This window comes from Denitrobacterium detoxificans (assembly GCF_015062615.1).
Lineage (GTDB): Bacteria > Actinomycetota > Coriobacteriia > Coriobacteriales > Eggerthellaceae > Denitrobacterium > Denitrobacterium detoxificans_A.
In genome coordinates this window covers 170,120-182,813 of sequence record NZ_SUUH01000001.1, presented here as the reverse complement: position 1 = coordinate 182,813, position 12,694 = coordinate 170,120, and the positions used below count along the sequence as shown (strand labels likewise).

11 protein-coding genes and 1 tRNA gene are annotated in these 12,694 nt (G+C 57.2%); 7 read left to right on the top strand and 5 right to left on the bottom strand.

Annotation, left to right across the window (positions count from 1 at the left end; translation table 11 throughout):
- Nucleotides 1–4: 4 nt before the first annotated feature.
- Complete coding sequence (gene rplT / locus E7002_RS00845) at nucleotides 5–358, top strand: 50S ribosomal protein L20 (protein WP_066661858.1); 354 nt, start codon at nucleotides 5–7, stop codon at nucleotides 356–358.
- A 123-nt stretch (nucleotides 359–481) separates the two neighbouring features.
- On the opposite strand, the gene E7002_RS00840 is transcribed toward rplT, so the two are convergent.
- The 3 genes from E7002_RS00840 to E7002_RS00830 all read right to left on the bottom strand — a co-directional run bounded on the left by E7002_RS00840 (nucleotide 482) and on the right by E7002_RS00830 (nucleotide 3,523).
- Entirely contained in the window at nucleotides 482–823 is a 342-nt protein-coding gene (locus E7002_RS00840; RefSeq protein ID WP_303727039.1) for a NifB/NifX family molybdenum-iron cluster-binding protein, read from the bottom strand.
- Between the two features lie 148 nt (nucleotides 824–971).
- Complete coding sequence (locus E7002_RS00835) at nucleotides 972–2,501, bottom strand: DEAD/DEAH box helicase (protein ID WP_303727037.1); 1,530 nt, start codon at nucleotides 2,499–2,501, stop codon at nucleotides 972–974.
- Nucleotides 2,502–2,629: 128 nt separating this feature from the next.
- The gene (locus E7002_RS00830) at nucleotides 2,630–3,523 is read right to left on the bottom strand and encodes a carbohydrate deacetylase (protein ID WP_303727036.1); all 894 of its coding nucleotides are present in this window, start codon (nucleotides 3,521–3,523) and stop codon (nucleotides 2,630–2,632) included.
- 95 nt (nucleotides 3,524–3,618) lie between these two features.
- Here E7002_RS00830 and E7002_RS00825 point away from each other — a divergent pair, with 95 nt between their 5' ends.
- The 4 genes from E7002_RS00825 (at nucleotide 3,619) to E7002_RS00810 (ending at nucleotide 9,059) form a co-directional block, all read left to right on the top strand.
- On the top strand, nucleotides 3,619–4,608 hold the full coding sequence (locus tag E7002_RS00825) for a glycosyltransferase family 2 protein (protein WP_303727035.1): 990 nt from the start codon (nucleotides 3,619–3,621) through the stop codon (nucleotides 4,606–4,608).
- A 110-nt stretch (nucleotides 4,609–4,718) separates the two neighbouring features.
- Nucleotides 4,719–4,793, top strand: a tRNA-Glu gene (locus tag E7002_RS00820).
- A 64-nt stretch (nucleotides 4,794–4,857) separates the two neighbouring features.
- On the top strand, nucleotides 4,858–7,011 hold the full coding sequence (locus E7002_RS00815; protein ID WP_303727033.1) for a glycosyltransferase: 2,154 nt from the start codon (nucleotides 4,858–4,860) through the stop codon (nucleotides 7,009–7,011).
- 2 nt (nucleotides 7,012–7,013) lie between these two features.
- Nucleotides 7,014–9,059: a glycosyltransferase gene (locus E7002_RS00810; protein ID WP_303727031.1), complete on the top strand. Its 2,046-nt coding sequence runs from the start codon at nucleotides 7,014–7,016 to the stop codon at nucleotides 9,057–9,059.
- Nucleotides 9,060–9,110: 51 nt separating this feature from the next.
- Here the strand turns inward: E7002_RS00810 and E7002_RS00805 are convergent, their stop codons facing one another.
- Together E7002_RS00805 and E7002_RS00800 are read right to left on the bottom strand one after the other, a co-directional pair.
- Nucleotides 9,111–9,863, bottom strand: coding sequence for an ABC transporter ATP-binding protein (locus E7002_RS00805; protein ID WP_303727029.1), 753 nt, complete (start codon nucleotides 9,861–9,863; stop codon nucleotides 9,111–9,113).
- Nucleotides 9,864–9,871: 8 nt separating this feature from the next.
- The gene (locus E7002_RS00800) at nucleotides 9,872–10,669 is read right to left on the bottom strand and encodes an ABC transporter permease (RefSeq protein WP_303727028.1); all 798 of its coding nucleotides are present in this window, start codon (nucleotides 10,667–10,669) and stop codon (nucleotides 9,872–9,874) included.
- Nucleotides 10,670–10,888: 219 nt separating this feature from the next.
- Between E7002_RS00800 and rfbA the strand changes: the two genes are divergently transcribed.
- Together rfbA and rfbD are read left to right on the top strand one after the other, a co-directional pair.
- Entirely contained in the window at nucleotides 10,889–11,776 is an 888-nt protein-coding gene (gene rfbA / locus E7002_RS00795; protein WP_303727027.1) for a glucose-1-phosphate thymidylyltransferase RfbA, read from the top strand.
- Nucleotides 11,777–11,784: 8 nt separating this feature from the next.
- Nucleotides 11,785–12,666, top strand: coding sequence for a dTDP-4-dehydrorhamnose reductase (gene rfbD / locus E7002_RS00790; RefSeq protein ID WP_303727026.1), 882 nt, complete (start codon nucleotides 11,785–11,787; stop codon nucleotides 12,664–12,666).
- The last annotated feature ends 28 nt before the right edge of the window (nucleotides 12,667–12,694 follow it).

Below are 12,694 nucleotides of genomic sequence, written 5' to 3'. Positions count from 1 at the left end.
TGAAATGCCTCGTGTAAAGCGTGCCGTTAACGCTCATAAGAAGCGCCGCACCGTCCTTAATCGTGCCAAGGGTTACTATGGCGCAAAGTCTCGTTCCTATCGCGCTGCGAAGGAACAGGTCCAGCATTCGCTGCAGTACCAGTACCGCGATCGCCGCAACAAGAAGCGTGAGATCCGTCGTCTTTGGATCACGCGTATCAACGCTGCCGCTCGCATCAATGGCATGAGCTACTCTACGTTCATGAACGGCCTGAAGAAGGCTGGCGTCGAGCTTGACCGCAAGGTTCTTGCCGACATGGCCGTGAACGATGCTCCTGCGTTCGCCGCTCTTACGGAAGTTGCCAAGAAGGCTCTGTAAATCCGGCTGCATAGCATGCTAAAAGGGATTGGCATTCGCCAATCCCTTTTTGTTTTTCCTCATGAAGCTTTTTCTTATGCGCCGTTGCTTTGTGAGGGCGTCGTAGTGCAAGGGGCGGACTTGCTATTCGTCGTCTTCTTGAGCCTCTTCGTTTTCCAGTTCTTCGGCTTTCTTCTGAACGTACGATTCGGCTACCTGCATGGCACGTCCGCTTGCCCCGCTAACGACTTCTATACCGCGATCCTCGAATGCCGATTTGTGTGCGGGGGCGATGGAATGGCAGATGAACGTGTCGACGTCGATGCGTTCCATGAGATTGGCGTACTCTTCCCCCGTGAGCCCCTGAGCGGGTATGTTTTGAGATTCGGCTATTTCGTAGCTCTTCGTGGTGTAGTAATTGAAATTTAGGCACTGGGGGAAGCTCTCCGCAACGTCCAGGCCGTTACTCGCAACCGCGATTCTCATAACGTGCTCCTTTTCCTCTCTCTGTGAAAACGATAGCAAAGCCCCCATGCAAGGGGGCGCGCTTTCGCTCAGCGGAACTTTTCTGCAAGTTGGTGGTAGGTGGGAAAAAGAGAGGCGGTGAAAACCGCCTCTCACGATGACCTAATGGCTAGCGTGCGCTCTTGGAGTGCTGCTTGGCCCTGGTCCGACGTTGCGCCCTGCCAGGGCGGAAGTCGTTTTTCGAACCCTTTGCTTGGGGCTTGCCCGAGCGGAAATCGCCCTTGCCGTTTCGGCCCTTGGGGGCCGCGTTGCGGTTCTTCTTGTGTGCGGGCTCTTCGGCGCTCTTGTGGCCGTTCTTCTGGGCTGCCTGTGCAGCCTTCTGGTTCTTCTTGCCCTGCTTCTTGGCGGTGCCACGCGTCTTGCGAGGCGAGGGAGCTTCCTCGTTGCGCTTGCGTTCGCGCTTTGCCTTAGACTTCTTGCGCGACTTGTCTTCCTTGGCTGCGGCAGCGAGCTCGGGGTCTTCCTTGGCTGCCTTGCGCGTGGCCTTGTCGGCCAGCGCTGTTTCGCTTGCGGAAGCGTCGAACGACTTCACTTCCATGGTGGGAATGCTAATGCCGATGAGCTTTTCCACGGCGCGCAGCAGCTTCTTGGTGTCGGGGGAGATGAACGAAACGGCAAAGCCCTTTTCGCCTGCGCGGCCCGTACGGCCAATGCGGTGCACGTAGTCTTCGGCCTGCATGGGCATATCCAGGTTTACGACATAGTACACATCGGATACGTCGATGCCGCGCGCGAGCACGTCGGTGGCGACGATGATGTCGATCTTGCCAGCGGCGAAGTCATCGAGTGCGCGCTTGCGCTGGTTCTGGCTGCGGTCGGAATGGATGGGCGCGCACTTGAAGCCGGCGCGACGCAGCTTCTTGACTGTGTTGTCCACGCGATGGCGCGTGCGTGCGAACACGATGATGCGCGTGCCGCCGCGCTCGTTCAAAAGCGAGATGAGCAGGTCGATCTTCGCGCGCTGGTCTACGTGGATGACGTACTGCTCGATGGTGTCGGCGGTTTCGCCCTTATGGGCAATCTCGACGAAAACGGGGTCCTTGAGCAGGTTCTTCATGTTCTTCTGGATGGCCGAGTCGATGGTGGCCGAGAAGAGCAGCGTCTGGCGGTCGACGGGGCATTGCTTGATGATGCGCTTCATGTCCGGCAGAAAGCCCATGTCGAGCATGCGGTCGGCCTCGTCGAGTACTACGGTTTCCACCTGGCTCAGGTCAGCTGCGCCCTGGTTGATCAGGTCGACCAGACGACCGGGTGTGGCGATGAGCACGTCGGTGCCGCGCGAGAGCGCGTCAATCTGGGGGCCATAGGAAAGGCCGCCTACGACGCAGGTGACATGATGGTGCGTTTTGGTGGCAATGGTGGTGCACACTTCGCGAATCTGCATGGCGAGCTCGCGGGTAGGCGTGATGACGAGCATGAGTGGGCCCTGGCCGTGGCGGGCATGGCCGATCTTGTCCATAGAGGGCAGGCTGAATGCCGCCGTTTTGCCCGTACCGGTCTTTGCAGCGGCGATTACGTCGCGTCCCTGGAGAATCGCGGGAATGGCCTGCTGCTGCACGGGCGTGGGCTCATTGTAGCCAAGAGCGTCGACGGCCGCGAGGCCCAGTTCGCTCAGGCCCAATTCGTTAAATGATGTCATATGGGATTATTCCTTGAATCTATCTACTATGCGCTTTATACGCGAAACATCGGCGTGGATGAGTTCGGCATGCGAACACGATGCGATGCGTATGTACTAGCGGACTAGTATATAGGCGCGGTATGGCGTTACAGTGAACGCAGCGCTTCTCCTTCGATTCCCCGCAACGGCGAGGTGTAGAAATCCACGAAGCCCGTGAGCTTCGGGTTAAGCGCGTCTTTTTGGGGAACGGCGCCCGGGTGGAAGAGCAGCTCGAGCGGCATGTCCCGTTTCCTGGCGTACGCCTTGAAGGCGGGCAGAACTGCCGCGACCCGTTCGGGCGTCATGTGGCCACTGAAGTTGATGCCGCAGAATACGGCGGATATGACTTGGTAATTGGGAAGTTTCTTCTTATCCATGCGCCAGAGGAAATTGAGAAGCCAGTGCTTGATCCAGTTGATGGCGGGAATGCGCAGCCATACGCGGGGCGTCTTCAGGAAGGGGAGTACCGGCTCGGCGGGGATGCGCAGGAATGCGATGGTGCATCCGCGTTCCTCGACGGCTCGCAGTAGCGCGTCGAATACGGCGGGAATAAGGTGAAAATGCTGGTGGCTATCGATGCGCAGCGCATCCTTCGCATGGGGAAGCGCAGCTAGATGACGGTCGAGCTGTGCGCCGATTTCCGTGGCCAGCTGATTGGTGAGCTCGGCTTTCTGGGACCCGAATGAGAGCTTGAGCATCGAGGCGAAGCTTTGGCGGAATACGCCCTTGTCGTCTACGAGCAGGGGAATGCTCTTGGGGTCCGCGCAGCAGGGCCCCTCCACCACGTTCACGTGCAGGCTTGCAAGGATGCTCCCTTCGTGCTTCTGGAGCAGGGGGATGGACTCGCTGAAACTGGGTGCGTTGACCATGACCGAAACGCTGTTGAGTGTTCCCGTGCCGCCGCATGCCTTCGCGTAGGAAAGAATGAGTTCCGATTGAGCTGGGGTGATGCCGTAATCGTCGGCATGGTAGATAATGTCGGGGGCTTGCGCGTACGTCATGTGCCTAACGTATCTCCTTCTTGTTCAGGTTCTGGAAAATCTTACCATGCGCTACACTGGGTGTGTCCGATACACATCGTCTGTAAAGATTGCCCATGACTGTAGATTCTTCGCGCGTAGCGCCATTGCCCCAGGCCTTCGACCTATCCCTGATTGTTCCTTGCCATAACGAGGAAAAGAACGTCCATGCGTTTTTCGAACGCGTGAAGGACGTATTCGACGGTTCGGGCGTTTCGTACGAGATCGTCTACGTGAACGACGGCAGTTCCGATGGCACCATGGCGCAGCTGCGTAGCCTCATTTCCGAAGACGCCGGCGTTCATGCGCTGCGCGCTATTGGGTTTTCGCGCAACTTCGGTAAGGAAAGCGCCATCTTCTGTGGCATGAAGGAATCGCAGGGCTCCTGCGTGTGCCTTATCGATGCCGACTTGCAGCAAGATCCTGCCTTGGCCTTCAGCATGTACCAGTACCTGGTGGAGCACGAAGAGTGCGACGTTGTGGCGGCGTACCAGGAAACGCGACGCGAGAATAAGGTTCAGGCTTGGTTGAAGCGCCGTTTCTACCGCACGTTCAACGTGGCGTCCGACGAAATCGAGATGCCCGAGAACATGAGCGACTTTCGGGTGTTCCGGCGTACCGTGGCCGATGCCCTTGTTTCCATGCCCGAGTACTACCGCTTTAGCAAGGGGCTGTTCGCCTGGGTAGGCTTCAATACGCATGCCGTTCCCTATACGCCCGACGAGCGCCTGACGGGGGAGTCAAGCTGGTCTACGCGCAAGCTCTTCAAGTATGCCTTCTCGGGAATCATCGCCTTCACCACGTGGCCCCTGAAGGTGGCGAAGTACATAGGTTTCGTTTCCAGCTTGGTGGCTACGCTCTACTTGCTCTATGTTCTCATCGTCGATTACCTCATCATGGGCATTGCCATCCCCGGCTACCCCACGCTCGTGTGCCTCGTCCTCCTCTTTGGCGGCCTTCAGCTTTTGGTGCTGGGTGTGATGGGCGATTACCAGGCACGAAGCTATATCGAGCAGAAGCGTAGGCCTTTGTACATCGTGAAGGAGCGCTACGACACGAGGGGGTAGGGGCAAATCGTGGACATCGTGTGAACGGCGCCTTTGTCGCAAAAATGGCCCTTGCGTCGCCCGCGGTGCTTTGCCATAATAGCCTAGCTGCTTCACGGAAGCGCATGATCGTCCCCATAGTCTAGCGGTCAGGACGCGGCCCTTTCAAGGCTGAGACACGAGTTCGATTCTCGTTGGGGGCACCAAAATAACGCAGGTCGCGGCTCAGCTGCGACCTGCTTTTTTATTAGCTGATTGCAGGAGGCGTGCATGCCCAAAGTATCCATTCTCATCCCCGTCTACAATGCGATTCCCTATCTGAGGCAGTGCCTTGATAGCATCAAAGCGCAGACGCTTCAGGATATCGAGGTGCTTTGCATCAACGACGGCAGCAAGGATGATTCCCTTGCGGTTATGAACGAGTACGCTGCGGCCGATAGCCGCTTCAAAGTGCTCGACAAGCCCAATGGCGGCTATGGTCATTCGCTCAACTATGGCCTCGATCACGCTACGGGCGAATTCATCGGCATCGTTGAGCCCGACGACTTCATCGACGAGCATATGTACGAAGACCTTCTGTCGTACCAGGATTTTGGTGGCAAGCCCGCCGATATCGTCAAGGGTTCGTACGTGCAGTTCTACGATGGCCGCAATGGCTATGGCGATGCGGTAACCACCTCTGCGCTTACCGAATTCATGCCCAAGGTTCCCACTGCGCTTACCATCGACGATCATCCGGGCCTGTCTTCGTCGCATCCTTGCATCTGGACGGCTATCTATCGCCGTTCCTTCCTGGAATCCGAGGGCATTCGCTTCATGGAGCCCAAGGGCGCCGGTTGGGCCGATAACCCGTTTATGCAGGAAACCCTGGTTGCAGCCAAGCGCATCGTTTGGGTTCCCAAGAACTACTATTACTATCGTCAGACGAACATGAGCTCTTCGAGCTTCCTGAAGGACTTCCACATTCCGTTCGACCGTACGCGTGAGATGCGCGAGGTGCTTCGTCGTCGCAATGCTTCTGCGAAGATCTGGGAAGCTCTGTACGTGCGCGAATTCAGCTACATCAACTTCGTGCTGGGGGAGTGCGGCTTTTCCGAGACCGATCCCGAAGTGCATGCCCTCGTTCTCGAGATGCTCGAAGACATGGACAAGGACCTCGTTCTTTCCAGCAAGTGCTTCGCCGCAAGCGACATTGACTTCTACAACTCGTTCCTGGCAGCTGCGCATGCCGAGGGCAAGGCGAATGAGGAAGCTTCCGAAGAACAGCCCGTGGTTTCCTTCCTGGTTCCCGTGCTCGACAATCGCCGCACCATGGCCGAGTGCCTTTCTTCACTCAATGCGCTCGAAGTTGAGCACGAGGTCATCTGCGTTGATTGCGGCTCTCACGATTCCAGCCCCATGATTTGCAAGCGCGTGTGCAATACGCACGCAAACGTGCACATGCTCGATGGTGCGTTTGAATCGGTGCCCCAGGGCCTCAATGCCGCATTGGATGCATCCAAGGGGCGTTACAGCATGGTTATCGATCCGTCGATGAGCGTTGATGTCCGCCTTTCTTCCTTTATCGAGTTGGTTGCCGAGGGCTCGTCCGATATCGCGTTGCTCGACAACGATATGCGCTATGTCGTGGACGCACTGCGTGCGGCCAATGCGCTTGATGCCGTTACCGTTCAGACCGAGGAATTCGTTGCGGCCATGCTTCCGGCGGGCGCCGAATCTATTTCCGGCTTTGCCTTCGACGTGGCGCATGCAAACGAATATGCTCGCATCTATCGTAATGACTTCATTCGCGAACAGGGTCTTTCCTTTGATTCTTGCGACGTTATGGGCGATGCGTCGTTTGGCATGCGTGCAACTATTGCTGCCGCGTCCATTGCCTACGGCGCCTTCAACTGCATGTCGAACGCCGATCGCTTCATCGAGTGGCCGCTGTTCTATCTCGAGCTCGACGAACAGCACGAGCTTCGCAGCGAGCGCAGCGCATCGCGTCGTCGCGTTACGCCTTCCATCTTGAAAGGCATTGAAGCGGTGGGCGACGAGCGCTATGCCGTTTCGCTTTCCAACGTGCTGGCTAGCGCGTTCGCGTGGGATATCGTGCATACCGAGAACCTGGAAGAGCTTCACGCCTGCATCGACGAGGAGCTTCCTGCCGTGCGCGCGTGCCTGGAGCGCCTGGGTAACGAGTATTGCTGGCATAGGCCTCGCGAGCACCGCGTGTACGAGCTCTTGGCAAAGGGTGGCGTCGAGGAGTTCCTGGAAGATCGCATGCTGTACAAGGATTACGTGCTGCGTCTCGACGAACAGGCTCTTGCCGACATGAAGGATTCTCCCACCATGCGCTTGGGTACGAAGCTCGCGCATGCTGGTCGTATCGTTATGCCTCGCAAGGCTATCGCTGCCGTGAAGAACGCGTTCCGCAAGTAGCCATGTCCATTCTTTCTCGACTCTACAATCGACTTTTCGCGGGGGAGAGCTGGATTTCCGCGGCCGAGGTTCGCACGGGCGCTGGTACGCGCGTGGTGGGTTGCAGGCCGCTCGAAGAGGGTACGTGGATGCTTGAATCTCGCGCCCTCGTGGCTCAGGACCGCATGGATGACCTGCAATTCCAGGTGGTCTTGGACGATGGCACCGTGCTCGATTCCGCATTGCGTGGTTCGCAGCGCATTGCATCGCCGCGTGGCAGCTCGAAGGCGGCCTGGTACGAGCTTTGCTACGTTACGCTTCTCTCGAAGGAAATGGGTAACGTAACCGTGCGCTTCCAGAGCGCGTCTTCGGGAGAGGCGCTCTGCGCGTGGACGATGTCTCAGCAGCGCTGGCAGCGCGAGCTTACCGATGATTATTATGCCCTCGTGCGGAATCCCTTTGCGGATGGGTCCTACGAGGAATGGCGCGAACGCCAGTGCGTAACGGACGATCAGCTCCAAAGGCAGCGCGAATCGCATTTTCCATACGAGCCCCTGGTGAGCTTGGTGAGCCCCCTGTATCGCACGCCTCCGGCATTCCTGCGCGTCATGATTGATTCGGTGCGTGCGCAGAGCTACCAGAAGTGGGAGCTTGTGCTGGTGAACGCCAGCCCCGATGACGAGGCCCTTGCCGAGGTTCTTGCATCGTACGATGACGAGCGCATCATCGTGGTCGACCATCCCGAAAATGATGGCATTGACGGCAATACCAATTGCGGCATCGCCGCATCGCATGGTGACTACGTTGGCTTTCTCGATCACGATGATTTTATCGAGCCCGATTTGGTTTACGAGTACGTGGCGCGCATCAATGAAACGCAAGACGTCGACTTGCTCTATTGCGATGAGGATAGCTTCGAGGAGGGGAAGGGCTATACCCTTCCCTTGTTCAAGCCCGATCGCTCTCCCGATCTTCTGTATTCGAACAATTACGTTATTCACCTGTTCATGGTGAGCAGGTGGCTGCTTGATCGCACCGAGCGATCGGGTCCGCTCACGAATGGCGCGCAGGATTACGACCTCACGCTCAAGGCGTTCGAAGTTGGCCGCAGCATCGTGCACGTACCGCGCGTGCTCTATCACTGGCGCATGCATTCTGGGTCCACCAATGGTGGCAACTCCGATGCGAAGCCGTATTGCAACGACGCAGGCGCCTACACCATCGAGCAGCATTTCGAGCGACGTGGCATCACAGCTGATGTCGTGGATACCGATTGCATCTTCGTGTACCAGCTGAAGATCCATTCCGATATCGCGACTTCGAGCGTTTCGGCGGTATTCGATTCGGCTGAAAGCCTTGAGTCTGGTTCATGGGATGCCGCCGCTGCAGATGGATTGGCTACGGTTACGCCCTCGGAGTCTTTTGAATCCGAACGGGATATCCTTGCGTACCGCAATGAATCGGCGCGTAAGGTTCAGTCCGAATACGTTCTCTTCGCTGCTGGCGACGTTGCGCCCATTACCTCCGACGCATTGAGCGTGTTGCTGCCGTATTTCGAGCGTTCCGAAGTGGGTCTCATCTCGCCACGCTTGCTCACGCCGCAGGATACGCTTTGCCAGAGCGGCATCGTCGTTCGCGCTGATGGGCAGCTTACCGAGCTGGGCGTCGATTTGCCTGCGTGGGATAGCGGCTACATCGGGCGCTTTCATCGTCCTGCGAATTACGCCGCCGTCGCCCCCGACTGCGTCATTATGCGCAGGAAGGATTTCCTGGAAGTGGGCGGTTACGACGAGGGCTATGGCTCGTTGCTGTATGCCCAGGTCGACCTTTGCCTCAGGCTTGCGCAGAAGGGGTTGCTCACGCTCTACGTTCCCTTTGCCGAATTTGGGCATTCCCGTACGCGCTTCGAAGCTCTTTCACCGCTGCATCCCAGCGCGCGTGACTTGCTTGCCCACGATGCCAAACGTCTTGCTGAAGCTTGGCCTGCCATCGCTTCATCACCCGATGGCTTCTATAACGCCAATCTCGACCAGAGTAGCTCGTACTATCTTCTTGACCATACGAAATAGCCCTTCCGGATAAATCCGAAAGGGCTATTGCCTTTTTATATGGGGCAGCTGCTATGCCTGGTGTTCCTGTTCCAGCCCGCGATATGCGGCGCATACCTCTTCGACGGTGCCAATCTTGCGCAAGTGACCCTTTTCGATCCAGACGGCCTTTTCGCACACGCGTTCAACCTGGTCGATGCTGTGGGAAACGAACAGCAGGGTAGTGTTGTGCTCGCGCACGAGCTCGTTGATCTTGCGTTCGCACTTTTCCTGGAAGAGGAAGTCGCCTACGGAAAGCGCCTCGTCAACGACCAGGATGTCGGGGATGGTAGCCGTTGCAACGGCGAAGGCCACGCGTGCGACCATACCAGAAGAGTAGTTCTTCATGGGCATGTCCAAGAACTCGCGAACTTCGGCAAAGTCTACGATTTCGTCGAAGTGGGTGTCGATGTACTTGCGGCTGTAACCCAGCAGCGCGCCGTTGAGATAGATGTTCTCGCGTGCCGTGAGTTCCATGTCGAAGCCTGCACCTAGCTCGATGAGCGGGGCGATGGACCCATTTACCGTAACGGATCCCTTTGACGGCTCGAGCACGCCGGCGATGATCTTCAGCAGGGTAGACTTACCCGAGCCGTTCGTGCCCACGATGCCATATACATCACCTTGCTCAACGGTGAAGTTGATGTCTTCCAGAGCCTTGAACTCCTTGAAGAACAGTTCGCGTTTGGCGAGCTTGATGAAGTATTCCTTTAGGCTGTTGAGCTGCTCGCTGGCGATGTTGAACACCATCGAGACATGGTCTATGCGGATAGCTGGTTCGCTCATATTCCGTCCTAGATATAGAGAATGAACTTGTGCTCGGTCTTGCGGAAGACGATGAATCCCACCACGAAGGTCACGAGCGCCATGCCGAAGCAGATGAGGATTTCCTGAATCGAGGGGCAGGTGTTCCACATCATGATGTCGCGGAAGAACGTGAGGTAGTGGTACATGGGGTTGAACTGCATGATGGCCATCATCCAATCGGCCAGCATGTCCACGGGATAGAAGATGGGCGTGGCGTACGTCCATGCGGTAAGCAGAACGCCCCATAGGTGCATGACGTCACGGAAGAATACCGAGAGCGCCGAGATGAGCAGGCTTAGGCCGAACGAGAACATGGTGATGAAGATGATCAGCAGGGGCAGGCCCCAGATGGCATGCACGCTGGGGAGCACCTGGAAGTAAGCCATGACCAGCACGGCCGCAATCATCGAGATAGCCGTGTTCAGAAGCTCGAACATGACCTTTTCCATTGGGAAGATCATCTTCTCGATGCGAATCTTCTTGATGAGCGATTGCGCATCGATAATGGAGCTCATGGCTGAGTTGGTGGATCGATTCATGAAGTCGAACATGATCTGACCCAAGATAAGGTACAGCGGGAAGTTCTCGATGTTGAATCGGAACATGTAGCTGAATACGGCGGCGAGCACGATCATCATGAGGAGCGGGTTCAACACGCTCCATACGATGCCCAGGAAGCTGCGGCGGTACTTGAGCTTGAAGTCCTTGCTTACCAGCGATGCCAGCACGAATTTGTTGTGCTGGAATTCCGTTACTCGTTTCTTTTCTATAGCTGCGTCTGCCATTCCGTTTCCTTTGAGTTGTCCAGTCGCAAGCGTTTATTATCGCGATAATGGCGATGCGTATCAATTGCACGCGCGCGAATACATGGAATTCCGTTACTTGCGCGTAGCCTGTCCGACGTGCCGATTTATGGTAATAGTCGTTGCGTTTCCTGCAGGCATGCGCTCAGGGCGTAGAATGTTTCATGTATATGTGACATGTACATGTTTAAAGGAGCGCACATGAAGGGCATCATTCTTGCGGGTGGTAGCGGTACCCGTCTGTATCCGCTAACCACGGTAACCAGCAAGCAGCTTCTTCCCATTTACGACAAGCCCATGGTGTTCTACCCGCTTTCCACGCTTATGCTCGCGGGCATCAAGGACATCCTCATCATTTCCACTCCGGTCGACTTGCCTCGCTTCCGCGATCTGCTGGGCGATGGCAGCCAGTATGGCATCTCGCTTTCCTATGCAGAACAGCCTTCGCCCGATGGCCTTGCCCAGGCATTTATTATCGGCGAGGAGTTCATCGATGGCGAAAGCTGTGCGCTCGTGCTGGGCGATAACATCTTCTACGGCAACGGTCTTTCCCGCCATTTGAAGGCCGCCGTCAATGCTGCCGAGAACAACGGTGGCGCCACGGTCTTTGGCTACTACGTCGATGACCCCGAACGCTTCGGCGTCGTGGAGTTCGACGAAGACGGCCATGCCATCTCCATCGAGGAAAAGCCCGCCAACCCCAAGAGCAACTATGCCGTTACCGGGCTGTACTTCTACGACAAGCGCGTGTGCGATTTCGCCCGTAAGGTGAAGCCCTCCGCGCGCGGCGAGCTCGAAATCACCAGCCTGAACGAGATGTACCTGAACGATGGCAGCCTTGATGTCGTCACGCTGGGCCGTGGCTACGCGTGGCTCGATACGGGTACCGTTGAATCGCTCTTCGAGGCTTCCGAATTCGTTCGCTCGGTTGAGCGCAGTCAGTCCATGCCCGTTTCCGTTCCCGAGGAAATTGCCTTCGAGAACGGATGGATTTCGCGCGAAACGCTGCTTGCGGCCGCGAAGACGTATGGCAAGAGTCCGTATGGCCAGCACCTTCAGAAGGTTGCCGACGGCCGCATTATGGATTAGGTGATTGGATGCGCATTCTTATTACTGGTGCTGCCGGCCAGCTTGGCCGCGAGCTTTCGGGCATGCTTGCCTCGGGGCAGGCGGAAATCGGCCCCATTCCCGCTAGCTATGCGGGGGCGGAAGTCGTCTGCGCCGATGCCAGCGAACTCGATATTACCGATGCCGCTGCCGTCGATTCCTTCCTGGCAAGCGGCTTCGACGTCGTCTTCAATTGCGCAGCCTATACGAACGTCGATGGTTGCGAAGCTCACGAGAGCGACGCCTTTGCCGTGAATGCCACGGGTCCCGCGAACCTTGCGCGTGCCTGCGAGCAGACGGGCGCGAAGCTCGTGCACGTTTCCACCGACTACGTGTTCCCGGGCAACCAGCCCGAGCCGCGTGTCGAATCCGACGAAGTGGCCCCGCTTTCCGCGTATGGCCGTACCAAGCTGGCGGGGGAGCAGGCGGTTGCTCAAGCGTGTCCTCGTCACTTCATCGTACGCACGGCCTGGCTCTATGGCCACGAGGGCAAGAACTTCGTGAAGACGATGATGCGCCTGGGCAATTCGCTCGACACGGTTACCGTGGTCGATGATCAGCTTGGCTGCCCCACGAACGCCAATGACGTCGCGTACCAGATGCTGCGCATTGCCGAAACGGAAAATTACGGCATTTACCACTGCGTGAACAAGGGCACCTGTTCGTGGGCCGATTTCGCGCAGGCCATCATGCAGGAAGCCGGGCTCGATTGCGTAGTCGCGCGCTGCACCTCGCAGGAATACAAGGAAGCGCACCCCGAAAGCGCGTCGCGTCCCGCCTATTCGTCGCTCGTGAACGGCCATCTGGCTGCGACGATAGGAGACACCATGCGTCCGTGGCACGATGCGCTTCGTAGCTATATGGGCAAATAGATTTCGCTTTGCGAACGCAACTATAAGG

Excerpts from the sequence above, each read along its gene's own strand:
- rplT (WP_066661858.1), top strand. The coding sequence starts at position 5 with ATGCCTCGTGTAAAGCGTGCCGTTAACGCTCATAAGAAGCGCCGCACC.
- E7002_RS00840 (WP_303727039.1), bottom strand. The coding sequence starts at position 823 with ATGAGAATCGCGGTTGCGAGTAACGGCCTGGACGTTGCGGAGAGCTTC.
- E7002_RS00835 (WP_303727037.1), bottom strand. The coding sequence starts at position 2,501 with ATGACATCATTTAACGAATTGGGCCTGAGCGAACTGGGCCTCGCGGCC.
- E7002_RS00830 (WP_303727036.1), bottom strand. The coding sequence starts at position 3,523 with ATGACGTACGCGCAAGCCCCCGACATTATCTACCATGCCGACGATTAC.
- E7002_RS00825 (WP_303727035.1), top strand. The coding sequence starts at position 3,619 with ATGACTGTAGATTCTTCGCGCGTAGCGCCATTGCCCCAGGCCTTCGAC.
- E7002_RS00815 (WP_303727033.1), top strand. The coding sequence starts at position 4,858 with ATGCCCAAAGTATCCATTCTCATCCCCGTCTACAATGCGATTCCCTAT.
- E7002_RS00810 (WP_303727031.1), top strand. The coding sequence starts at position 7,014 with ATGTCCATTCTTTCTCGACTCTACAATCGACTTTTCGCGGGGGAGAGC.
- E7002_RS00805 (WP_303727029.1), bottom strand. The coding sequence starts at position 9,863 with ATGAGCGAACCAGCTATCCGCATAGACCATGTCTCGATGGTGTTCAAC.
- E7002_RS00800 (WP_303727028.1), bottom strand. The coding sequence starts at position 10,669 with ATGGCAGACGCAGCTATAGAAAAGAAACGAGTAACGGAATTCCAGCAC.
- rfbA (WP_303727027.1), top strand. The coding sequence starts at position 10,889 with ATGAAGGGCATCATTCTTGCGGGTGGTAGCGGTACCCGTCTGTATCCG.
- rfbD (WP_303727026.1), top strand. The coding sequence starts at position 11,785 with ATGCGCATTCTTATTACTGGTGCTGCCGGCCAGCTTGGCCGCGAGCTT.